We start from the raw sequence: 22,664 nt of genomic DNA, 5'->3' as shown, positions 1-22,664 counted from the left end.
ACCACTCCCCGGTCCATTGTTACTTCAGTCGCAGGTCATGCGCGAAACTCGCCACTGATTGGCTTCAGACGCGATGTCTGCAACCTGCCAGCCTGCTGCAGTCTTGGTCAATGACCATTCCACCTGCGTGGCCTGACCGAAATTACTGAAACTCGCTGTCACGTCTGCGCTATCACCATTGACGGTTTCATCGAGCTTGAGGGTCTTGGCGATTTCGGCATCGTCAAAATCCTGGCCATCAACCGGGAACATGAACTCGATGCAATTCGTTTCATCCCTCTCCCAGGCAGCGTTGGCGGCATTGAGGAACTCGAGCGCCGGCCCGGTGAAGCGGTCACGGTTCTCTGGTTGCGTTTCGGAACCGAGATTGTCGTAGAAATACTTGACCGCATCAGCGGGTTCGCCAGCAAGGACAGGTGCGGTGGCAATCATAAAAAACACAGGCAGCACAGCAAGGGACTTTAGCATTTTACTACTCCTGTTGGAATGACGCCCCTCAATACCATGCGTCGGCCAACCCCGCTTTGGTCCGATCGACATAATCCACAAGCGCCTCATCCATCGCCTCATCCATCGGAGGCGCCTGATAGTCGGCCAGCATCCGTTTCCAGCGCGCATTGGCGCGCGTTGCTGCATCCGTTCGCCCGGAAACGTCCCATTTTTCGAACGGCTCATTGTCAGCGATCTCTGAATCCCAGAACGCTGTCTGGTAATTTTCCATCGTATGGGCGCAGCCGAGGAAATGCTTGCCGACGCCCACTTCGAGAAATGCGTCGATGGCCAACGAATTGTCGTCAACCACGACGCCGGCGAGATAAGGGTGCAGCGCGCCGCAGAAATCCGCGTCCATGACGAATTTCTCGTAGGACATCGACAGCAGGCCGTCGAGGAATCCGGCGGAATGCAGGATGAAGTTTGCCCCGCAATGCACAGCAGAGAGCATCGACATGGTGCCTTCGTTCATCGCCTGGGCGTCAGGCAGTTTCGAGTTGGAGAAATTGCCTGCGCACCTGAGCGGCAGGTTGAGGCGGCGCGCCAATTGCCCGATCACCATCGAGCCTATGGCAGGTTCAGGAGTTCCAAATGTCGGCGAACCTGTCCTGAGCGACATTGATGAGAGGAAATTGCCGAAGATCACCGGCGCGCCCTTTCGCTCAAGCTGGGTCAGGGCACATCCGGCCATGGTTTCGGCAAGCGATTGCGCGATTGCGCCGGCATTGGTCACCGGCCCCATGGCGCCGCCAAGGATAAACGGCACGATGACCGCGGCCTGGTTGGCGCGGGCATAGGCCCTGAGTACATTGGTCATGGTGCCATCCCAGACCAAGGGCGAGTTGACATTGACATTGCCGAGGATGACGCAATTCTGGTCGACGAAATCGCGGCCAAAGACGATCCGCGCCATCTCGATCGATTCTTCGGCGCGGCTTTCGGCTGTGACAGATCCCATGAAACCGCGATCGGAGTATTTCAGGTGCGCATAGGCCATGTCGAGATGGCGCTTGTTGACCGGCACATCGACCGGCTCGCAAATGGTTCCGCCGGAATGGTGCAGCCATGGGCTTGATTGCGCCAGTTTGACGAAGTTCCGGAAGTCCTCGATCGTTCCGTAGCGACGACCCTTATCGAGGTCCATCACGAAGGGAGAGCCGTAGGCAGGCGCAAAGATGACGCTCTTGCCGCCGATTTCGACATTGTTGGCCGGATTGCGGGCGTGCTGGGTAAAGCTTGCCGGCGCGGACTTCAGGATCTCGCGCAACATTCCCGGCTCGAACTTTACCAGCAGGCCGTCGACGCGGGCGCCGGCTGCCTTCCAATGCTCGAGCGCTGCGGCGTCATCACGAAATTCGATACCGACTTCTGCCAGGATCCGGTCTGCCGCAGCCTCGATCTTGAGCAGGTTTTCCTCGCCCATTATGTCATAGGTCGGAATGTTGCGGATGATATAGGGCGCCGCGCGATGGGGCGGCGCTGTGCCATGACCGGACCTGCGACCATCACGACCGCCAGCGCGTTCACGCCTGCGCGTGAGTGCAGCCTTGGGATCAATCATTTCTGCAGCGTCCATGGCAAACCCTCCGAGCCTTCAGTCTAGGTTTGGTTTGACCGCATGTAATGCTGGAAAATTCCATTGCGTTGGATAAGCTGGACTTATGGATAACCTTCGTCACCTGCTTCCCTCGGCTGGCAATCTCATCGTCTTTGAAGCGGCGGGACGACAGCTCAGCTTCACCAAAGCCGCACAAGAACTCGGCATGACACAGGCAGCGGTCAGCTATGCGATCCGGTCGCTCGAGAACCAGCTCGGCACTCCCCTTTTTCATCGAGCGCACCGCGCGGTGTCGCTGACCGAAGCAGGACGTCGGTTTCATGCAGATGTGACGCTTGGCCTGAGCCATATCCGCAAATCAGCGGAAGACATCCGGGCGCGAGGCCGGGCCGCCAGTGTCACGCTCGCGGCGTCAACCGCATTCGCCTCGCTCTGGATGCTGCCACGGCTCCACCGACTGCGGGATGAACTTCCCGACATCGATCTTCGTATCCAGACTGCTGATCGCGATCTCGACATTCGCACTGAGAATGTCGAGCTTGGCGTGCGGGGCGGCAGGCCGGAAGACTGGCCTGACTATGAAAGCGCACTAATCGCACCGGAAGTGATCGAGGCGGTGGCGAGTGCTGCCTATCTAGAAAAGCACGGCATGCCGGAAAGTGTCGCCCACCTCACGCAACACAGGCTCATTCACCTCGAGGAGCCGTTTCGCAGCGCTTGTGACTGGAGGCAATGGTTCAAGAGCGCCGACGTCAACGCGGTAACAGCGAACCGTGGGCTTGCAATCAATGATTACGTGCTGGTGATACAGGCGGTGATGGAAGGACAAGGCGTGGCGCTGAGCTGGCAGCACCTGACGGAGCGGCTGGTAAAGTCAGGCTTGCTCAAGAAAGTGACTGATCACCGGCTGGTCACCGGAGCAGCATTTCACGTGATCTGGCCGAAGGGACGCGCGCTTTCTGCACAAACGGAGCTGGTCTTGAACTGGTTGACCAAGGAGGGGCGTGACGTCAGCGGATGACCATATTCTGCCTGGACGCACCTGCACGGGAAATTTCCTCGGCTTCGAGAAGCGCAAAGGTCGCTGTTGCATCGACAGCCTTGCCATAGAGCCAGCCCTGCCCCGATTTGCAGCCAAGCTCCCTGAGTTTGGCTGCCTGTTCCTCGGTCTCGATGCCTTCGGCGATAACCTTGAGGTTGAGCCCCTCGCACATAGCCAAAATGGCCCGCACGATATGCTCTGCAGATTTGTCGATGGTGATTTCGCTCACAAAACTGCGGTCAATCTTGACCTTGTTGAAGGCGAAGTCGCGCAACCGTCCCAGACTGGACTGGCCTGTGCCAAAGTCATCAAGCGACACCCTTATCCCGACGCTGCTGAGCTCGGTCACCACCTTGGCGGCAACCTCGGGGTCACTCATCATCGCCGTTTCGGTGATTTCAAGTTCCAGACGACGGGGATCGAGCCCCACCCGGTTGATGACGGCGAGAACATTGAACGCCGTCGCCGGATCAATCAACTGGGCTGAAGAGAGATTGAACGAAAGGAAGATGCCTGGAGGCCAGTGCTTGGCCGTTTCTGCGGCCTTCTTGAGCAAGGTTTCCGTGAGCGAATCGATAAAGCCGCGCTCTTCGGCGAGCGGAATGAACATTGCCGGCGAGACAAAACCGAGTTCCTTGTCTGTCCAGCGGGCCAGCGCTTCAAAGCCTTGAATCGAGCCATCGGCAAGGTCTACGATCGGCTGGAAGTGAACCGCCACTTCATCGGCGATGATCGCGCGGCGAAGGGCCTGTTCGATCTGCGTACCGCGACGCATCTCTTCCGCGATTTCCTCGGAATAGACAGTGATCTGGCCGCGGCCGCGACGTTTGGAGCGGTACAGCGCAGTATCCGCACTCTTGAGCAATTCTGCGAACTGCTCACCGGCGAACGGGTAGACGGCAAAGCCAAAAGAAGCGGACAGGCGTACATTGCGGTCACCCAGATCATAGGGTGCAGACAGCACGTCCTTGAACATCCGACCGATTTTCTCTGCACCCTTTTTCTCGAAAACCAGAGGCAGGATGAACGCGAACTCATCGCTTTCAATTCGGGCGACAAAGCCTCCATCCGGCAGGCACGCCCGCAACCGGTGCGCCACCTGACACAGAATTTCGTCACCTGCGGCGTGTCCGAAAAGATCGTTGATCGGCTTGAAACCGTCGATATTGGCGATGCCGATGGTAAATGGAGCAGGATCGTCAGCGCGTTCAGCGGCCAGCTTGCGGATCTTGTCCATCAGACGACGACGATTTCCCAACCCGGTCAATGGATCCGTGTAAGCCACAGAATTCGGGTTCGGGGACAATGCGTCCATATTTGAATCGTCTGGAGTCATCAATGAAAACTGGTCCGCAGGTATGAATGTAACTTTTGAAAACAAAATGGGGCAGATGTCTTAAGATTGTCCTATTGCGGGACCGGCAAGAAAACACTCAACATTTCTTCGGCCATTGCAGATCTATCCGGCGGCCAGCAAGTGCTGCGGGCTGTCGACCCATTTTTGAATGATCGCCTCGAGCTTTTCCGGGCTGACCGGCTTGGAAAGATAGTCGTCCATTCCCGCAGCCAGGCAGCGCTCACGATCACCGTTCATCGCATGGGCAGTGACGGCAATGACTGGAACGCGCGTATGGTTGTCGGGATCGTTGGCTTCAGCATCCCGAATGGCCTGTGTAGCCTGAAGGCCATTCATGACAGGCATGGAAACATCCATCAGGATGAGATCTGGGGCCGCTGCGCGCCAAGCTGCAACAGCCTCCTGGCCGTTGTCAACAATACGGAAATCCACCCCGATCCCCTCGAGGATCTGCTCGAAAACGATCTGGTTGACGTCATTGTCTTCAGCAACGAGTACGCGGACGCGAGTACGGGTCGGAGCAGCCTTGCGGTTTGTTCCTTCTGACAATGGAGATGTCGCCCTGACCGGTTCATTTCGTGCAGGAACAGGCGCTTGTGGTAGCGGCACAGACCGGTCACCAGACACTTCAGGAGACCGTGGCGGTTCAAGCTGCTTAGGCTCTGAAGCTGTTGGATTCCGTCTATCGGCTTCTTCGGCTCTCTTTTGCTCGATGGCCTGCCTGAGAACGTCGTGCTTGCCGGACCTGGTCTTGCCGGACAAGGCCCTTGCCCAATGGGCGGTAATTTCCACTTGGCTGACAGTCAGCTTCATCGACCTTGCTGCATCAAGGAAGGTCATGGCTTCGCTGGCGCTTGCAGTCGCCACTGCGTCATAGCCTGCCTGCTTTAATGCCAATACCCGTTGCGCCGAGCGGTGGCCGTCCTCATCGAGAACCAAAATACGTCCTTTGGGCTCTGACGGGGCGCGCGCAGCAGTCCTGTCCTCAACAACTGCTGCTGCTGTTGCCAAGGTGCGGTAGTCCGATGCAACCTTCTTGCCTTCCGCTAACGCACTGACGTCATCGAACGACACGGTGATGTGGTAATTTCCGGGCGTTCCGGAGCGCCCAACACGGGTAACGACGTGCATTACCGTGCCATCTGCCTTGAAGATGTCCTCTAGTACCTCGTATTGAATTCCGGTTTCAAGGACGCGGCCTTCCACTTCCTCGAAACGTTCAGCGAGTTCCGGGGCCACCAGATCGGCGGCCCGCTTTCCCAAAATCTGCTTACGATGCAATCCCGGAATCCGGCAGTAAGCGTCATTAACCAGCACATAGCGCAGCTCTGAATCCTTGACGACCACTGGTGTTGCCAGATTGTCGAGGATCATTTGAGCGAGTTCGGCCTTCTTCAGGACCGCCGCCATCTCTTCATCCCGGCGTTTCTGATCGCTAACATCCTGAATTGTGGAAATCAGCATGCCATCCGGCATCCGCCGCTTGCACATCCGCACCCAACGCCCATCAGCGAGCTTTTCGACGCTTTCGTAGCGTTCACGCCAATGAATGGCTATCCGCTCAGCAATCCAGTCCTCACGCGAAATGTAGCGTGCTTTCGCACCCAACGAGCCCAAATTCCCTGCGCCAACGTCAAATGTCGCGTTGAAAAGATCCCGCAGCCGAGCGCCGGGTTGCAGCAGTTCAGGGGAAATATCAAAGAAGCTCAGAAAACGCGAGCTGGCAGCAATCAGTCTGTCATTTCGATCATAGATCATGATGCCGCAATCAAGCGCCGAAGCCAGGCCTTCGATGCTCTTGGCCTCGCCACATGTTTGCGGTGTGTCGGTTTCGTTTAACGCCATTCTACTTCGATCTGACCATACTGTGTGATTGCCACCACAGACTTTGGCCGACTATCGCATTGGAGAGTTAAGCCCCGCTTAACCACAAATGCAATTTGAAGAGGGATAACGCGGAATTAGGCTCGCCTTTGGGAAGCAGGGCGACAAGACCAGATGCCAATTGCAGCCTTTTTCCCGCTTCAATCCACTGACACGCATTGCGCTGAAGCCCGAATCCCTCAACATGACATCATGCGCGTTCATCAACTGCCAGAAACCCTGATCAACCAGATCGCCGCCGGTGAAGTCATCGAGCGGCCGGCAAGCGTTGTGAAGGAACTCGTCGAAAATGCCATCGATGCTGGGGCGCACCGCATCGAGATCGCCACGGCTGCCGGCGGCAAGGCACTGATCCGGGTCATTGACGATGGCCTGGGGATGGATGAGGAGGATCTGACACTGGCGATCCGCCGCCATTGCACGTCGAAAATTGATCAGCGGCTTGATGACATCTGCACTCTGGGGTTCCGAGGCGAAGCCTTGCCTTCGATCGGCTCGGTGGCACGACTGACGATCAGATCGCGGCCCAAAGACATGCCTCATGCCAATGAAGTTTCGCTGGCCGGTGGCGTACCGGTGCAACTCAGGCCGGCAGCGGCCAATCAGGGAACCACAGTTGAAGTCCGCGATCTGTTTTTTGCCACACCGGCGCGATTGAAATTCCTCAAGTCCGATCGCGCGGAGACTGCGGCGATCACCGAAACCGTCAGGCGCATCGCCATTGCCTTCCCTTCGGTCCGTTTTACGCTCTCGGGTCCGGATCGGTCGACGCTCGATCTGCCGTCGACCGGAGAGGACAGGCTGGCGCGTATCGCCCAGGTGCTGGGCGAGGAATTTGCGGCCAACACGATCGAGGTGGACGCCGCTCGGGAAGATGTCGGTCTCGCCGGCCACATTGGCCTGCCGACATGGAACAAGGCTAATTCGCTGTCGCAATACGCCTTCGTCAACGGCCGCCCGGTGCAGGACAAGCAGATCCTGTCTGCAATCAGGGCCGCTTATTCAGACACCTTGCCGCGTGGACGCTATCCGGTGGCCGTCCTCTGGATCACGCTTGACCCGGCACTGGTGGATGTCAACGTGCATCCAGCCAAGTCCGATGTCAGATTTCGTGACCCGGGGCTGGTGCGAGGGCTTATTGTCGGCGCTATCCGTCAGGCGCTGCTTGCCGGGGGAGATCGCGCCTCGCCTTCCGCCAGTGTCGGTCTGGCCGGGGCATTCAGTTCACCAGAAACCAACAGGGGCGCGGCTGCGAACGCCCCGTATGCCCGAGATCATTCCGGTGGCTTCCCGACCAGAGCCCCGACCAGCGCCTGGCAAGCTACGGCATCGCCATCGCGGCCGCTGAATGGTTTCGGATCCGGATTTTCGGAACCGTCTCAGCCGGAGATAAGCCACACCGCGTCGCCCTCGGCGCGCATGGATGACGCCGCCAATGATCTGTCCGCAGTCGAGCATCCGCTTGGGGCTGCGCGGACGCAAATCCATGAGAACTACATTGTGGCACAGACCCGCGACGGGCTGGTGATCGTCGATCAGCATGCCGCCCATGAGCGGCTGGTTTTCGAGCGGTTCAAGACCGCACTCAAGGCAGGCAAGGTTGCCTCGCAGATTCTGCTGCTGCCCGAAATCGTAGACCTGCCGGAGGACGATTGTGATCGTCTGGCGGAACGGGCTGAGGATCTTGCCGAGCTCGGGCTGGTGCTGGAGCGTTTTGGCCCTGGCGCTATCGCGGTCAGGGAGACGCCATCAATGCTTGGCGAAACGGACATTGCCGGACTGGTGCGGGATCTGGCTGACGAAATCGCTGAATGGGAGAGTTCCGGTGCCTTGCGCGACCGGCTTGAGGCGGTTGCCTCGACGATGGCGTGCCATGGATCGGTGAGATCCGGCAGACGCCTTGTGCCGCAAGAAATGAACGCGCTGCTGCGCGAGATGGAGCGGACTCCCGGTTCCGGGCAATGCAATCATGGTCGCCCGACCTATATCGAACTGAAACTCGCAGACATCGAGAAGCTGTTTTCCCGCCGCTGACCGTGTACCGGCCAGCAGGGATTGATCACCAAATCTTGCAATTTCGATACCGAAGCGGCATACAACTGCCAACACTGAAACCGGAGCAGTTCCCCATGAACCGTTTTGAAGGCCCCGGCGATCGTCCGGCGAAAATACGCTATCTGGACGGCGATTTTCAGATTCTCATGCCAGGCAATCATGTCATTTGCGCTGTCACAGGTGATTTCATTCCGATTGAGGAACTGAAATACTGGAGCGTGGCGCGGCAAGAACCTTATGCCGACGTCCACGCGTCGGTAACCGCCGATCAGCGGGCCGGATTGTTGCCGGCTAAGTAAGAGAGCCCGCTCTAGAGGGTAGCCCTGCGCCTTTTGAAGGCTGCCAATGCCGCTTCGATAAGCACGCCCGGAACATCCGGACTGTCGAAGGCGAGGTCAATTTCCAGAACAGAGGTTTTTTCGAGAAGCTCCTGCGCGCGACCATGTCCGGATTGAAGGCGCACATAGTCCTTGCCGGTGGTGATCAGATCCAGACCATAGAGCTCGGCCTCCGCCAGCAGTTCATTTATCTCGTCTTCGGTGAATGGATGGTGGTCGGGAAAGCTCTGGCTCCGCGCCAGCCGGACATGCGCATCTTCAAGCGTCTTGAAGAACTTCTCCGGATCGCCGATGGCTGCAAACGCCAGACAATTCCTGTCCCTGAACTGCGCGCCGTTGCGGGGTTGAAACCGGGCCAGATGGATTGGCTTGGCGGCACGCGCGGCCAGCCGGATCATCGGATCGGCGCCATCGCCCGCCCCAACCACAATCAGGGCATCGGCGTGGCGAAGCTGATCAATCACCGGGGCGCGCACCGGCCCGGCGGGGAACACGCAGCCATTGCCAACGCCACGACGCGCGTCCACCACCAGCAATGCCTGGTCAAACACCAATCGGGCACTCTGAAAACCGTCATCCATGATGATGAGGTCGGCCCCCTCGCGCACGAGAAGCTCGGCGCCTTCCGGGCGGTTGGATGACACCACGGTCGGCGCCCGGGCGGCAAGCAACATGGGTTCATCACCGACAAGCCGGGCCGTATCCCTGGACAGATCCACGACCGTTGCATGGTGAACGCTGCCACCATAGCCTCGGGACAAGAACCCTGGCTTCAATCCCCGGGCAATCGCCGCATCGGCAAGCGCCAGCGCAGTCGGGGTCTTGCCAGACCCGCCGACAGTGAAATTGCCGACGCAGATGACCGGCACCGCTACTGCCTTGCGGACGCGCCGATCCATGATGCGGCGCGCGACCCGGCCATAGACCCAGCCGAAGGGCGATAACAGTGCGGACTGGATGCCGGAAGATTGCCACCAGAATGGTGGGGCTTCGCTCACCATTGCCCGCCTCCGCGGCTCTCCGCATTCTCGTTCTCACGAGGCAGCAAACGGGCCTTGACGGTCAGCGGATTGATATAGGGTTCAAGCGCGCGAATTGTGGCTTTCAATGCGCCGCGCATGTCATTGAGTGTCTTGTCGCCACCCTCAGCCATGCTCTTGCGGGCCTGCGGATTGGACAGCAGGAAATGCACGGCCTTTGCCAGCATCTCGCCATCACGAACATAGCGTGCGCCGCCGTTCTTTAGCAGCTTCGCGTAACTCTCCCGGAAGTTCTCGACGTTGTTGCCGGAAAGAACCGCGCATCCCAGCATGGCAGGCTCCAGCGGGTTTTGCCCGCCACCGCCCTTCAGCGATTTTCCGACAAAGACAATCTCTGTCAGGTTCAGAAAGAGCCCCATTTCGCCGATGGTATCGCCCAGATAGACATCGGTCGACGGTTCAATCAGTTCACCCTTGGACCTGCGTGCAACCTTCAACCCACGTCCCTGCAGCATGGTCTGAATCGCATCGGCCCGATCCGGGTGACGGGGGACCAGAATGGTCAGTTGCCTGTGACGCGGGTACAAAGCCTTGTGGACCGCAGCAGCGATCTCGTCCTCGCCTTCGAATGTTGAAATGGCCGCCCATGTTGGACGGTCGAGGATCTGTTGCTTGAGCTTGGCGAGTTCCTCGGCATCCCAGGGCGGTGCAGTCGTATCGACCTTGAGGTTCCCCGAAACGGAAACAGGACGCGCGCCGAGTGCCACGAACCGCTCCGCATCGAGCTCCGATTGAGCGACAACATGGGACAGGTTTTCAAACAATGCATCGGCAAGGCTCGGTCGCTTGCTCCACCTGGCGAAAGAGCGATCCGACAGTCGGCCATTGACCAGCACCTGCGGCGTGCGCCGTGCGCCCAGCTCGAGGATGGTCATCGGCCAGATTTCGGATTCGGCGATAATGGCCAGATCAGGTTTCCAGTGATCAAGGAACCTGGAAACAGCCGGCTTGAGGTCCAGCGGCACGTATTGGTGGATCACATTGTCACCGAGCCGTTCGCGCGCGACACCGGCTGAAGTCACCGTCCCGGTGGTCAGCACGACAGCGATGCCACGTCGACGGACTTCATTGATCAATGGAACGACAGCAGTGGTTTCGCCAACGCTGGCCGCATGAAACCAGACAAGAGGCCCGTCCGGACGGTCGATCTTGGAGCGGCCGTAACGTTCATTGCGGCGGGAACGCTCTTCTTTTCCCTTGGCAGCCCGGATGGCAAGATAAGGTCCCAGCAGAGGATAGATTCCCGCACCGAACCAGCGGTAACCAACCAGCGCCGCTCTTGCCCAGCCACGACTCATTTGTGCTCCTCGACGGCACGCATCGCCTCGCCCGTGACGCGGTTGAGCTCCGCTGTCACCTTGGCCCGCGCTCCCGCCATTTCCTGCTCATCAGCCTTCGCCGTGACATAGATTGGCGGCGCAAGGCGCACGCTGCGTGTGCCGAACGGGAGGTTGATGGTCGTCTTGTCCCAGGTTTTTTCCAGAACCTTTCGCCGGCTCGTCGCCAGAGCCACAGGCACGATAGGGCGCCCTGAAATCTTGGCCAGCGTGACAATACCTTCGCCCGCCTGGCGCGGTTGCCCCTTGGAGATATCGGCGATCATGACCACGTTGACGCCAAGCCTCAGTGCATTGCGCATCGAGATAAGGGCTTTGACACCACCTTTGTCGATATTGGTTCTGGATGTTTCACGGCCGCCCGAGCCGCGGATCACGTCGATACCGGCCCGCGCAAGCACGCGCGCGTTGATTTCCGCGTCGGCGCTGCGCGACACCAGAGATGTGAATTTCCTGTCAGACGGGCTGGCATAGGGCACGAGCAGATGCTGGCCATGCCACAGGGCAAAGATCGCCGGCCATTCGCCGTCCAGCATCGTTTCCCAATCGGTCGAGGTTCCGTTGTCGCGATTGGACTGCCAGATCGAACCCAGGGTCCAGCCTATCAGGGCCGAACCAGCCCGTTGGACCAACTCGGACCGTAACAGCTTCTTGCTCAGACGCCGCCTGTTAAACGTATCACCAAGCTGCCTGAGCTTTGGCGCGGTGTCGGCGTCCGGTTTGATCATCTCGTCTTTCGCCCACGCCTCAGGACGCAGTCTTGCTTTCATCAGCTGGATCAAGCATCCGGTGCATGTGCACGATGAAATACCGCATATGGGCATTGTCCACCGTCATTTGCGCCTTTGATTTCCAGGCTTCGTGGGCAGAGGCATAATTGGGATAGATGCCGACGATATCCAGCGCATCCAGATCTCTGAAGTTCATCGACTTCAAGCTCTCAAGCTCGCCGCCGAATACAAGGTGCAAAAGCTGTTTGTTGTTGCCATCAGCCATGGGACCACTCCAAGAATAAACGGTGTCATTTATCAGAGCGCGGTTTGCGGCAATTCGGTTGAAAGGTCAATGCCCGTCGGTCGACTGAAGCAGCGACAGCAATCCCGGGACATGCTTGCTCGATGTCGCCAGCAGAAGGCCACGCGATGGATCGGGCGCATTATAGCCCATGCGCGCGCCAGACCGATCAACAAGAACATGGCCGGTTTCGCCAAGCAGCGTGTCGGCCGCTGCGAGATCCCATTCGCTGGCATGAGGCCGAACGAATACCCCGTCAAGTTCTCCTTGCGCCACAGCCGCGACCCGCAGCGCAAGTGACGGCCCCCCGGCAACTTTCCTCAGGCTGGCCTCTGCGCCCGGGCGCATTTCCTTCAAAACCATATCGGGAACAGCAACGCGTAACGCAGTATTTTCCGGATTGGCATCACCTGCAGCCAGGCGGACATCATTTAGAAACGCGCCACCACCTGCATGGGCCGTCCAGATTTCACCCCGCGCCGGCGCGGCCAGCACTCCAGCGACCGGCTTGCCGTCTTCAACCAGGCCAACACTCACGCACCAGTCCGGACGGCCGGCGACATAGGCCCTGGTGCCGTCAATGGGATCAACAATGAACACCCGGCTGTAAGCGAGGCGGTGTTCACTGTCCTCTGCTTCCTCGGAGAGCCAGCCATAATCAGGGCGGGCTGCGAGCAGCAGTTTTTTCAAAAGCTCATCGATCGCAATATCGGCTTCGCTGACGGGAGAGCGGCCGCCATGCTTGTACCAGACCTCCGGATCCTTGCGAAAATGTGACATGGCAATGTCTGCGGCCAGACGCGAAGCCTCTACCATCAGGGCAAGGTCATCGGCATATGGCCTGGCCTCAGGATTCATCAATCACCAGCAAGGGTCATGCCTTCGACGGCGATGGTCGGCGCTGCGATCGAAAATTTGGCGTCGATGTCATTGGCAAGCGTCATGCGCTTGAACATGTCCTTGAGGTTGGACGCGATGGTCACCTCGGAGACCGCAAAGGTGAGTTTGCCGTTTTCAATCCAGAAGCCCGATGCGCCGCGGCTATATTCGCCAGTTACGCCGTTAACGCCCTGGCCGATCAATTCGGTGACATAAAACCCGTTGCCGACCGAAGCAATCAGCTCTTCTGCCGTTTGCGGGCCGGGATTGATGATGACATTGGTTGAAGAGGGGCCGCCGCGGCTCGCGCGTCCATTGCTCTTAAGGCCCAGTTCACGCCCCACGGCAGTGGTCAGGTACCATTGCTGCAAAACGCCGTCTTCGACCATTGTCAAGGGACCAGTCGAGACGCCTTCGCCGTCGAACGGACGCGAGCCGGAACCGCGAGGGACAAACGGATTGTCGACCAGCGTTAGACCGTCAATCGCCACCTTCTTGCCCGTCATGTCCTTGAGGAAGGATGTCTTGCGGGCGACGGATGCACCGTTGATGGCTGAGACCAGATGGCCGATCAGGCCACGGGAAGCGCGCGGGTCGAAAACCACGGTGACGTTCGAGGCGGTCTTGACCTTGCGCGGATTGACCCGCGCGGCGGCACGCTCGCCGGCACGCCGGCCAATCTCTGCGGAATCATCCAGATCGGCAAAGAAGACGCGGCTGTCAAAATCGTAATCGCGCTCCATCTTGACGCCTTCGCCGGCAATCACGCTGACGGAGCGGGAGAAGCCGGAGCGCTCGAAAGCGCCCGAAAACCCGTGCGAGGTGGCCAGGACCATGCCGAAAAGCCCGGTGCCTGCGCCAGCGCCAATTGAGCTTGCAACGCCGGGAACCGACAGCGCTGCTGCTTCGGCTACCGTCGCTGCCTCTATCAGGCTCTCGGCGGAAGGCTCGGTCGGATCATAGAGATCGAGATCGGGCCAGGTCTTGGCCAGCATGTCTGCGTCTGCGAGGCAGGCATGGGGATCTTCGGGAGACACGCGCGCCATGGCCACTGCGCGTTCGGCCAGTGCGGCTTCATCAATCCCCTGCCCGGCGTGAACGGTGGCGACTTTCTGGCCCACGAATACGCGAAGGCTGAAATCATCTGATTCGGCGGACTGTGTGTTCTCAACCTGTCCATTGCGCACCGAAGCCGACCGGGAGTGGCTACGAACCACCAGCGCATCGGCCTGATCGGCGCCTGCGGAACGGGCGCGCCCGATCAGACGCTCAGCTGTCGCCAGCAAGCTTTCGGATTGTTGTGTATCACTCATGTTTTTTGGCCTTTCGCTTGGCTCTCATGTATTGTCCCGGCGGTCAAGCATCAAGCCCAACATGGTCCGTGCCGACCTTTAAACGACAAAGGAGCGCTGTGAATGGCTGCAGTCGAAGCCACCTTTTACACTGAAGGCCTCGTGCTGCTGTGCGGAGCGGTTGTTGCTGCACCGCTGTTCAAGAAAATCGGGCTTGGAACGGTTCTCGGATATCTTGCCGCCGGCATTGTGATCGGCCCACTGCTCAGGATCATAACCGATGGCGAGGAAATCCTGCATTTTGCCGAACTCGGTGTGGTGCTGCTGCTGTTCATCATCGGGCTTGAGCTCAAGCCATCGCGGTTGTGGCAATTACGACGAGATATCTTCGGGCTTGGGCTGGTGCAGGTTCTGGTTTCGGCTATGGCCATTGTGGGCGTAACCGTTGCGCTCGGCGGGCAGGCCTGGGCGGCTGCTGTCGTGATCGGCTTCGGGCTGGCGCTATCATCGACGGCATTCGGCATCCAGATCCTCGAGGAACGAGGCGATCTCAACACACGGTACGGGCAACAGTCGTTTTCGATTCTGCTGTTTCAGGACATCGCAATCGTACCGATCCTGGCCCTGGTTCCACTGGTTGCACCTGCAACAAGCGACGGCGGCGGCTCCATCCTGACCGACATCGCAATTACCATCGGCGCAATCCTCGCTTTGCTGGTTGCCGGTCGCTATCTGCTCACCCCCCTATTCCAGCTCATCGCCGGAACCGGGGCCAAGGAAGCGATGATCGCGGCTGCACTGTTTGTGGTGCTGGCCTCTGGATCGCTGATGCAGGTCGCAGGCCTGTCGATGGCGCTCGGCGCCTTCATCGCCGGTGTGATGCTGGCTGAATCGTCCTACAGACATGAACTTGAAGCCGATATCGAACCTTTCCGCGGCATTCTGCTCGGTCTGTTCTTCATGGCAGTGGGCCTCTCGCTCGATCTCACTGTGATTGCAGACAACCTGGGCGTTATCGTTATTGCCGTGCCTGTGCTGATGATGATCAAGGGGCTTGTGATCTACGGCGCCTGCCGGGCCTTCGGCTCAAGCCACAACAACAGTGTCCAGATCGCCGGTCTTTTGCCGCAAGGCGGCGAATTTGGCTTTGTCATTTTCAGTGCTGCGGCAGCAGCCGGGGTTTTCACTCCGTCAACGGCTTCTTTGCTTGTGGCGATCGTCACCATCTCGATGGCGCTTACACCGCTGGCGGCTTTACTGGCAAAACGGCTGATGCGAGAATCGACCGACGAGCAGATGGACGAGGACTTTGCGGGTGCGGGCTCCGATGTCCTGATGATCGGGTTTTCGCGTTTCGGCCAGATTGCATCGCAAATCCTGCTTGCCGGCGGATCAGACGTTACCATCATAGACCAGTCTGCCGATCGCATCCGCTCAGCCTCGAAGTTCGGCTTCAAGATCTATTTCGGTGACGGCACTCGAAAGGATGTGCTGGTGGCAGCAGGCATCCGGCGGGCCAAGATCGTTGCCGTCTGTACCCACAAAATGGAGATCACCGACAAGATTGTGGACATGATTCAGGCGGAATTCCCGAATGCGCGGATTTTTGCACGGGCTTATGACAGGACGCACACCTTGTCGTTGCGCGCCAGAGGCGTAGATTACGAGGCGCGGGAAACTTTCGAATCCGGAATGCTGTTTGGCCGCAAGACACTTGAAGCGCTGGGGACGTCGGAAGACCAGGCGGCGGCCATCAGCCAGGATGTTCGTCACCGAGATGAGGAGCGGCTGGCCATTCAGGCTGTGGAAGGCCTGCTGGCCGGACGGGAGAAACTGCATACAAGGCCGGTCACACCGGAACCATTGATCAAGCCCAAACGCGAATCCGAGCGTCTGGACAAACCGCTCAAAGACGATATCACCCTGTCAGATCCTGCGTGACGGTCAGGTTGAAAGAAAGAGACACGATGACGCCGTTCCACCTCGCCTTCCCGATCAGAGATATAGATGAGACCCGCCGTTTTTATGGCGAAGTGCTCGGCTGCCCGATGGGACGCTATACGGACAACTGGATCGATTTCGACCTTTTCGGCCACCAGATGTCAGGCCATGTACGTGCAGATGCTGGTAGCGGCGCTGCTTCGGGCACGGTCGATGGTCATTCGGTCCCGATCCCGCATTTCGGCGCGGTGCTGCAGATGGAGGACTGGAAGGCGCTGGCCGCCAGGCTCGAGACTGCGGAGGGCATTGACTGGATCATGAAGCCAACGGTGCGGTTTGAAGGCCAACCGGGCGAGCAGGCGACGCTGTTCCTGCGTGACCCTTCCGGCAATGCTCTCGAATTCAAAGGCTTCGCCGATCTTGGCCAGGTCTTCGCCGCATGACCGGCGAAAAACCGGCAGCGACCGAGCCGCTCGCCGCTCGCCGCGAACAGGGAAAGTTTGTCACTGGCTCCACCATGCGGCACGTCGTGGTGATGACAGCCACCGGCTCGATCGGGCTGGTCGCAGTCTTTATCGTCGACGCGCTCAACCTGTTCTATATTTCGCTGCTCGGGCAGCAGGAACTCGCGGCAGCTATTGGCTATGCCGGAACATTGCTGTTCTTCTCCACCTCCATCGCGATCGGGCTTTCGATCGCGGCAACCGCTCTGACAGCACGCGCCCTTGGCCGCGGCAATCGCAGCGAGGCGCGCGAGATCGCAGGCGCATCCATCACCTATATGATCATTATCATGACGGTGACCGTGGGCTTCACCTATCCGTTCCTGGGTGACCTGGTGCTGATGATGGGCGCGCGGGGAAACACTGCGACGCTTGCGACGGAATTCATGCAGATCGTGCTGCCGTCATTGCCCATTCTGGGGATTGGCATGTGTCTGTCGGCCGTGCTGCGCGCAGTCGGCGACGCCAAGCGGGCGATGTATGTGACGCTCGGCGCAGGTGCGCTCACTGCGGTGCTCGATCCGATTTTCATCTTCGGCTTTGATCTCGGCATACATGGCGCTGCCATTGCCACGGTGATCTCGCGTTTTGCGCTGGTCGGCATCGGCCTCTATGCGCTTTTGAAGATACACAATCTTGTGGCAATGCCTTCACTGGCAATCATTCAGCGCGAGTTCCGGCCCTTCCTGGCCATCGGGCTGCCCGCCTTGATGACGCAGATCGCAACTCCAGTGGGCAATACCTTCGTGACAACCACGATGGCACAGCACGGCGATGCCGCTGTTGCCGGCTGGGCTGTTGTCGGGCGCTTGATACCGGTTGCCTTCGGAGCGTTGTTCGCACTCTCGGGCGCTGTCGGGCCCATTCTTGGCCAGAACTACGGCGCCAAGCGCTATGACCGTCTGATCTCGACCATGCGGGACAGTCTGCTCTTCATCACGATTTACACGCTTGTCACATGGGCTGTGCTCGCGCTGTTTCGCAATCAGATTGCCGATTTGTTCGGCGCAACGGGCGAGGCCCGGGACGTTATCGTCTTCTTCTGTCTGTTTGTGGCCGGCAGCTTCGTCTTCAACGGCATGCTGTTCGTGGCCAATGCCGCATTCAACAATCTGGGCTATGCGCTGTACTCAACCGTGTTCAACTGGAGCCGCTCGACGCTTGGCGTGATCCCGTTCGTCTGGCTCGGTTCGCTCTGGTACGGGGCGCCGGGCGCGCTGGCCGGTTACGGTCTCGGCGCCGTGGTTTTCGGTTTGGCTTCCATCGTCGTCTGCTTCCGTGTCATCACGAAAATCGAAGACAGGGACGCCGGCGGTCCTGGCCAGATTGTCGTGCATACGCCGCCAGCTGGACAGTCCGCCTTTACCAGCGGCAAGGCGTCGACACTGTAAGGCTTATTTGAAAAAAGCGAACGCTGCGTCGAGATCACGTTTGAGCTGCTCGGTGACGCCTTCGGATTCCGCCAGGATTTCCTTGGCCTTGAGGAAATCCAGAACGCGGAACTGGTGAACTTCCGGCCTGAGAAGAATCTGTGGCGGATAGGCACGGCGCTTCATTTCGATGATCGATTGCATCATCAACTGGCTTGCACCGAACATCATGTCGATGGTTGCTGGCGGTTGTCCGGGAACTCCCGCAGGCAGGCCAACCACATCGACGCCGATGATGATATCGGCGAGACCTGCCAACTGGTCAAACGGCACCGGATTGAAGATGCCGCCATCTATCATGATCCGGCTGTCGAGAATTACCGGCCGAAATACCGCCGGGATCGCGGCAGATGCTGCAATCGCCGGGCGCAGTTCGCCTTGCGTGCAGACGACTTCGCAGTGCCCGTAGTAATCGGTCACCATGATCTTGGTTGGAATGATCAGGTCTTCGAACTGCCGCGCCACCGTATCGGGCAAGAACGCATCAAGGATGCGCTCGACATTGAATTGGCCAAGACGCAGACCGCCTTCCATGGCGTCCTTGACGCCGCGGGGCCGGGCCGCCTTCCACATGCGGCCGAAGGCACTCGACGGTTTTCCCATGGTCTCCAAAGTGTGGGCACGGATTTCCTCACCTGACAAACCAGAGGCCATAGAAGCGCCCATGATCGCACCGATCGAGGATCCGGCAATCGCCACCGGCTTGATGCCCATCGCATCGAGCGTTTCGATGATATGAATATGAGCGATGCCCCGCGCGCCGCCGCCGCCAAAGGCAACCGCAACAGTCGGCTCAGAAAAACGGACCGGCAGGTCTGGTTCAGCTATCTTCGTTTCACTCATTTTCCGAACCGCTTTCCGTGGGTGCTTCCGCCAACGATCGATCATCAAGCGACGCAGTTGCATCATAGCGAAAGAACCGCATCACCGTGTCACCAAACGCGCGACTGTCGAGCAGCTTGAAGCCTGGTTCCAGCAGGGGTTCGGCGGCGGCCTCTTCCTCGAGCACGATCAGGGCACCAGCACTGATCCAGCCTCCCCTCGCAGCCGAGGCAAGCGCCTTTTCGCCCAGGCCCTGACCATAGGGCGGATCGGCAAAGACCAGGTCAAAAGGTCCCATTGTGCCAGCCGCGCCAAGTTTGGTGGCGTCGCGCCGGAAAAGCCTCGCTCGGCCCTGCAGTCCAAGCGTTTCAATGTTCTTCTGGATGATGCCCCTGCCCTCGACGCCGCTTTCCACAAACAATGCCGAGCGAGCGCCGCGAGACAGTGCCTCGATCCCGACCGCGCCGGTTCCTGCAAACAGATCCAGCACGCGCGTACCGTCAAGCGCCTCCGCATAAGCGTGGCTCAGGATATTGAACAGGCTTTCGCGACTCCGGTCGGTTGTCGGCCGGATGCTTTGCGTTTTTGGTGCGGCCAGCCCCCTGCCGCGGAATTCACCGCCGACGATCCGCACCAGGTCCACGTCCCTTGCCCGAAGACGGCTTGCCGCTGCGGTTGTCTGAAGATGGCCGGCCGCCAGTTGCAGGCTTGCCCGCTCCCTTTGACAGGCCATCGAAAGCCCTAGCGCCAGCTGGTTTACCGGACGGCTTCATGCCCGGCTTGCCGCCTGGTTTCTTGAAATCCCGAGCCGGGCGCGCTTCATCAGCCTCTCTTGGCGGACGCGGCTTGGCGCGCCCCTTGGGGAAGCTGCCACGACGTGTTTCGGCGCGCTCATCCGAGCGAGCAGGCTTGCGGGCGGGCCGCTCTCCGCCGCGCTCGGCTTCGTCCTTCTTGTTCTCGTTGACCGGACGGGCGCCTGGCGCCATCCAGACATTGGTGGCGCGGCTGCGCTGCACGAAGCTGCGCTTGGCGGGCTTGCCACCAGGTTCCTCGTTGCGGCCTCCGCTCGGCCTGTCGCCTTTCGGCGCGCCAAAAGGCTTGCGATCGCCACGTTCGCGGTCGGGTGCCCGATCCCGGTCACGATCCTTGCCGAAAGACTTGCCGTCGCGGTCGGGACGACCAGGCTTTGTATCCAGCCGGGCGCGGGCACGTTCGGTTTTCTCCGAACTTGAAATCCATTCGCGCTGGGCCGGCTTGGCTGCTAGCTTGGGTTTGGCTTCAGCTTTCGGCGCGGCAACATGTTCGCTCAGGGGCGCATCGAAATTGGCGCCCGATTCCTCGATCATACGCTCGCCCAACTGCTCACGCAGGGTACGGCTCTTGATCTCGACAACTTCGCCATCGCGGATATCGCCAAGCTGGAAGGGTCCGAAGGAAATACGGATCAGCCGATTCACATCGAGGCCAAGCGCTCCGAGCACATTCTTGATCTCGCGGTTCTTGCCTTCGCGCAGACCCATTGTAATCCAGACATTGTGGCCCTGCTTGCGGTCAAGCGTTGCTTCAATGCCGCCATAGAGCACGCCTTCGACCGCGATACCGTCTTTAAGTTCATCAAGCCGTGCCTGATCGATGTCGCCATAGGCGCGAACGCGGTACCGGCGCAGCCAGCCGGTCTGCGGCAATTCCAGTGTCCGGGCCAGACCGCCATCATTGGTCAGAAGCAACAGCCCTTCGGTGTTGATATCAAGCCGGCCGACGGTGAGGACACGCGGCAAATGCTTGGGCAACCGGTCGAAAACGGTCTCGCGGCCTTCGGGATCCTTGTTGGTTGTCACGAGGCCCGCGGGCTTGTTGTAAACCCAAAGCCGGGTGCGCTCGATACCGCCGATCAGCTCGTTATCGACCTCAATCCGGTCGGACATGGAAACCACGATGGCCGGACTTTCGAGGATCTTGCCGTTGACCTTGATACGACCCTCGGCAACCATGCGCTCGACATCGCGGCGTGATGCGACACCCACACGCGCCAGAATCTTGGCGATGCGGCCGCTTTCGGGGGCGCTGTCGGGGGCCGGGGCGGCCTTGGCCGGTTTTGGATTGCCGCGTTTGGGCTTGTCTTGTTCTGTCATTTGTTGTCTGCCTGCCTCTACAGCGCGTTTCGTGTTCCTTCAGGATCACACGCGCACTGTAACATGTTTGGTTTGGCGATACGTCGCTCGACAGATCGGTTCTGTTGTCATGGGGTATGGCCGCTTAGATCGCTGTCTATCAGGTTGGACGTGCCGGGTTAAGGGGTTTCATGCATGGTTGTGTTGCGGCGGAACGTTTGATGATCAGCAACGGATATATGGATCTGGCGCTTGAAGAGGCGCAGGCAGCGGCTGGCCGCGGCGAAGTCCCGGTGGGAGCCGTAATCGTGCGCGACGGCGTTATCCTGGCGCGAGCAGGCAATCGCACCCGCGAGCTCAACGATATCACCGCCCACGCCGAAATTCTGGCGATAAGGCAAGCGGCTGAAACACTTGGAAGCGAACGGCTGCCAGATGCCGATCTCTATGTCACGCTGGAGCCCTGCACCATGTGTGCTGCGGCGATCTCATTTGCCAGATTGCGGCGGCTCTATTTCGGGGCGGAAGATGAGAAAGGCGGGGCGGTAACAAGCGGTGTGCGGTTCTTCAACCAGCCGACATGCCACCACAGTCCTGATGTCTATCCCGACATCGCCTCCAAGGAAGCGATGCAACTGTTGAAAAGCTTCTTCAAGGAGCGTCGCTGAACAAACGGCTCAGACTGGAAACTGCTGCCTTTCAGCCGCCATTTCCGTCAATCAAGCGCGCAACTGCTTACCAGGGCCACCATTTTCTTTTGCCGGTGCCGGCCTTAGTCGCCTCTTCTTTCCAGCGCTTTTCCTTGGTCCGCTCGGACTCGCCGAGTTCTCCTATAGGCGCTGTCTCGGCCGGCTGACGGTAGGTCAAAGGCGGATCAGACAGGAACCGGCGCCGGTCGGAATAGGCACCTCTCTTGATGTTCTGCGCATCCAGATAGGCCTGACGCTGGGCTGCAGTGTTCACAGGAGGTGGCGCCTCAGCCGCTTTCCCGACCAACCTGCGACCCGACGGGCGTGTTGGCTTTTCGACCTTGGACAAGGGAGAGCTGAACCCCGTGGTGCCTGAGTTGGTGTCGGCCTCAGCCAGCAAACGCTGGCGGGTCTGCTCAGGCGATTCGACCCATGCGGGGTTGTTTTCGACGACATTCTGCTGAGGTGCCGGAAGATCGGTGCTATCAGTCGGCTTGATGATCGCCGGACGCGGCCTGTATTCTATATTCTCGCCCTTTTTCACCGCGCCAAACGAAGCGATGTTGCCAAGGTCATCAATCAGCTGAGCGGTTGACGTCTTGTCAGTACCATAGGTCGGACCCATGCAGCCCGACAGCGCCAGGCTGGCCGCAATGAGTGCGCCTATTGTCACGCCGGCGCGGTACTCGATCTTCATTGTCATGCACACGATCCCGTCTCAGACAGTCATTTGGAATTCATACTGCTTGTCGCCGCACATTCCGGCCATTTTCAGGCAGGGTTTTACCGGATTGGGACAACAAGGGCAATTGACCCGCAAAAAATTGCCCAAGATCCGTTGGCGCGGACCGCCCGACCCCGCTTTTCCGGGGTCGGGCGG

20 protein-coding genes and 1 pseudogene are annotated in these 22,664 nt (G+C 59.3%); 7 read left to right on the top strand and 14 right to left on the bottom strand.

Annotation, left to right across the window (positions count from 1 at the left end; all coding sequences use genetic code 11):
• Nucleotides 1-24: 24 nt before the first annotated feature.
• On the bottom strand, nucleotides 25-468 hold the full coding sequence (locus WNZ14_RS09770) for a hypothetical protein (RefSeq protein ID WP_342868370.1): 444 nt from the start codon (nucleotides 466-468) through the stop codon (nucleotides 25-27).
• Nucleotides 469-496: 28 nt separating this feature from the next.
• Nucleotides 497-2,068: a trimethylamine methyltransferase family protein gene (locus WNZ14_RS09765; protein WP_342868369.1), complete on the bottom strand. Its 1,572-nt coding sequence runs from the start codon at nucleotides 2,066-2,068 to the stop codon at nucleotides 497-499.
• Nucleotides 2,069-2,153: 85 nt separating this feature from the next.
• Between WNZ14_RS09765 and WNZ14_RS09760 the strand changes: the two genes are divergently transcribed.
• Nucleotides 2,154-3,071, top strand: coding sequence for a LysR substrate-binding domain-containing protein (locus WNZ14_RS09760; protein ID WP_342868368.1), 918 nt, complete (start codon nucleotides 2,154-2,156; stop codon nucleotides 3,069-3,071).
• Here WNZ14_RS09760 and WNZ14_RS09755 read toward each other — a convergent pair.
• Both WNZ14_RS09755 and WNZ14_RS09750 read right to left on the bottom strand, forming a co-directional pair.
• Nucleotides 3,061-4,407 (bottom strand): EAL domain-containing protein, encoded by a 1,347-nt coding sequence (locus tag WNZ14_RS09755; RefSeq protein WP_342868367.1) that lies wholly within the window; start codon nucleotides 4,405-4,407, stop codon nucleotides 3,061-3,063. The genes WNZ14_RS09760 and WNZ14_RS09755 overlap by 11 nt on opposite strands.
• A 144-nt stretch (nucleotides 4,408-4,551) precedes the next feature.
• Entirely contained in the window at nucleotides 4,552-6,294 is a 1,743-nt protein-coding gene (locus WNZ14_RS09750) for a response regulator (protein WP_342868366.1), read from the bottom strand.
• Nucleotides 6,295-6,525: 231 nt separating this feature from the next.
• Between WNZ14_RS09750 and mutL the strand changes: the two genes are divergently transcribed.
• Together mutL and WNZ14_RS09740 are read left to right on the top strand one after the other, a co-directional pair.
• Entirely contained in the window at nucleotides 6,526-8,367 is a 1,842-nt protein-coding gene (mutL, locus tag WNZ14_RS09745) for a DNA mismatch repair endonuclease MutL (RefSeq protein ID WP_342868365.1), read from the top strand.
• Nucleotides 8,368-8,462: 95 nt separating this feature from the next.
• Nucleotides 8,463-8,687 (top strand): DUF2093 domain-containing protein, encoded by a 225-nt coding sequence (locus WNZ14_RS09740; protein ID WP_342868364.1) that lies wholly within the window; start codon nucleotides 8,463-8,465, stop codon nucleotides 8,685-8,687.
• A gap of 11 nt (nucleotides 8,688-8,698) precedes the next feature.
• Here WNZ14_RS09740 and lpxK read toward each other — a convergent pair whose 3' ends face one another.
• From lpxK to WNZ14_RS09710, 6 genes are all read right to left on the bottom strand, one after another.
• Nucleotides 8,699-9,727: a tetraacyldisaccharide 4'-kinase gene (gene lpxK / locus WNZ14_RS09735; protein ID WP_342868363.1), complete on the bottom strand. Its 1,029-nt coding sequence runs from the start codon at nucleotides 9,725-9,727 to the stop codon at nucleotides 8,699-8,701.
• A complete protein-coding gene (gene waaA, locus WNZ14_RS09730) occupies nucleotides 9,721-11,064 on the bottom strand; it encodes a lipid IV(A) 3-deoxy-D-manno-octulosonic acid transferase (protein WP_342868362.1) in 1,344 nt (447 codons plus the stop codon). Before waaA ends, lpxK begins: the two co-directional genes overlap by 7 nt.
• Complete coding sequence (locus WNZ14_RS09725) at nucleotides 11,061-11,831, bottom strand: lysophospholipid acyltransferase family protein (protein WP_342868361.1); 771 nt, start codon at nucleotides 11,829-11,831, stop codon at nucleotides 11,061-11,063. The genes waaA and WNZ14_RS09725 overlap by 4 nt, the downstream gene beginning before the upstream one ends.
• 19 nt (nucleotides 11,832-11,850) lie before the next feature.
• Nucleotides 11,851-12,099, bottom strand: coding sequence for a DUF4170 domain-containing protein (locus WNZ14_RS09720; protein WP_342868360.1), 249 nt, complete (start codon nucleotides 12,097-12,099; stop codon nucleotides 11,851-11,853).
• 66 nt (nucleotides 12,100-12,165) lie between these two features.
• Nucleotides 12,166-12,975: a 3'(2'),5'-bisphosphate nucleotidase CysQ gene (locus WNZ14_RS09715; protein WP_342868359.1), complete on the bottom strand. Its 810-nt coding sequence runs from the start codon at nucleotides 12,973-12,975 to the stop codon at nucleotides 12,166-12,168.
• Nucleotides 12,975-14,309 (bottom strand): TldD/PmbA family protein, encoded by a 1,335-nt coding sequence (locus WNZ14_RS09710; protein ID WP_342868358.1) that lies wholly within the window; start codon nucleotides 14,307-14,309, stop codon nucleotides 12,975-12,977. Before WNZ14_RS09710 ends, WNZ14_RS09715 begins: the two co-directional genes overlap by 1 nt.
• 102 nt (nucleotides 14,310-14,411) lie before the next feature.
• On the opposite strand from WNZ14_RS09710, the gene WNZ14_RS09705 reads away from it, so the two are divergent.
• The 3 genes from WNZ14_RS09705 to WNZ14_RS09695 are packed head-to-tail and all read left to right on the top strand — an operon-like array spanning nucleotide 14,412 to nucleotide 18,123.
• The gene (locus tag WNZ14_RS09705) at nucleotides 14,412-16,229 is read left to right on the top strand and encodes a monovalent cation:proton antiporter-2 (CPA2) family protein (RefSeq protein WP_342868357.1); all 1,818 of its coding nucleotides are present in this window, start codon (nucleotides 14,412-14,414) and stop codon (nucleotides 16,227-16,229) included.
• Between the two features lie 26 nt (nucleotides 16,230-16,255).
• Nucleotides 16,256-16,672 carry a VOC family protein gene (locus tag WNZ14_RS09700; protein WP_342868356.1) on the top strand — a complete coding sequence of 139 codons (417 nt, stop codon included), beginning with the start codon at nucleotides 16,256-16,258 and terminating at the stop codon, nucleotides 16,670-16,672.
• The gene (locus WNZ14_RS09695) at nucleotides 16,669-18,123 is read left to right on the top strand and encodes an MATE family efflux transporter (protein ID WP_342868355.1); all 1,455 of its coding nucleotides are present in this window, start codon (nucleotides 16,669-16,671) and stop codon (nucleotides 18,121-18,123) included. The genes WNZ14_RS09700 and WNZ14_RS09695 overlap by 4 nt, the downstream gene beginning before the upstream one ends.
• A gap of 3 nt (nucleotides 18,124-18,126) precedes the next feature.
• Here the strand turns inward: WNZ14_RS09695 and WNZ14_RS09690 are convergent, their stop codons facing one another.
• The 3 genes and pseudogenes from WNZ14_RS09690 to WNZ14_RS09680 form a co-directional block, all read right to left on the bottom strand.
• Nucleotides 18,127-19,005: a patatin-like phospholipase family protein gene (locus WNZ14_RS09690; RefSeq protein WP_342868354.1), complete on the bottom strand. Its 879-nt coding sequence runs from the start codon at nucleotides 19,003-19,005 to the stop codon at nucleotides 18,127-18,129.
• 64 nt (nucleotides 19,006-19,069) lie between these two features.
• Nucleotides 19,070-19,618, bottom strand: a pseudogene (rsmD, locus tag WNZ14_RS09685) (16S rRNA (guanine(966)-N(2))-methyltransferase RsmD); the annotation flags it as partial.
• On the bottom strand, nucleotides 19,599-21,116 hold the full coding sequence (locus WNZ14_RS09680; RefSeq protein ID WP_342868353.1) for a pseudouridine synthase: 1,518 nt from the start codon (nucleotides 21,114-21,116) through the stop codon (nucleotides 19,599-19,601). The gene WNZ14_RS09680 and the pseudogene rsmD, both read right to left, overlap by 20 nt.
• A 200-nt stretch (nucleotides 21,117-21,316) precedes the next feature.
• Between WNZ14_RS09680 and WNZ14_RS09675 the strand changes: the two genes are divergently transcribed.
• A complete protein-coding gene (locus WNZ14_RS09675) occupies nucleotides 21,317-21,763 on the top strand; it encodes a nucleoside deaminase (RefSeq protein ID WP_342868352.1) in 447 nt (148 codons plus the stop codon).
• A 67-nt stretch (nucleotides 21,764-21,830) separates the two neighbouring features.
• Here the strand turns inward: WNZ14_RS09675 and WNZ14_RS09670 are convergent, their stop codons facing one another.
• On the bottom strand, nucleotides 21,831-22,487 hold the full coding sequence (locus WNZ14_RS09670; RefSeq protein WP_342868351.1) for a hypothetical protein: 657 nt from the start codon (nucleotides 22,485-22,487) through the stop codon (nucleotides 21,831-21,833).
• Nucleotides 22,488-22,664: the final 177 nt, after the last annotated feature.

The sequence above is a fragment of the Hoeflea sp. AS60 genome, from assembly GCF_038900115.1.
In the GTDB taxonomy this organism is placed as follows: domain Bacteria; phylum Pseudomonadota; class Alphaproteobacteria; order Rhizobiales; family Rhizobiaceae; genus Hoeflea.
This window is presented reverse-complemented; position numbering and strand designations above follow the sequence as displayed.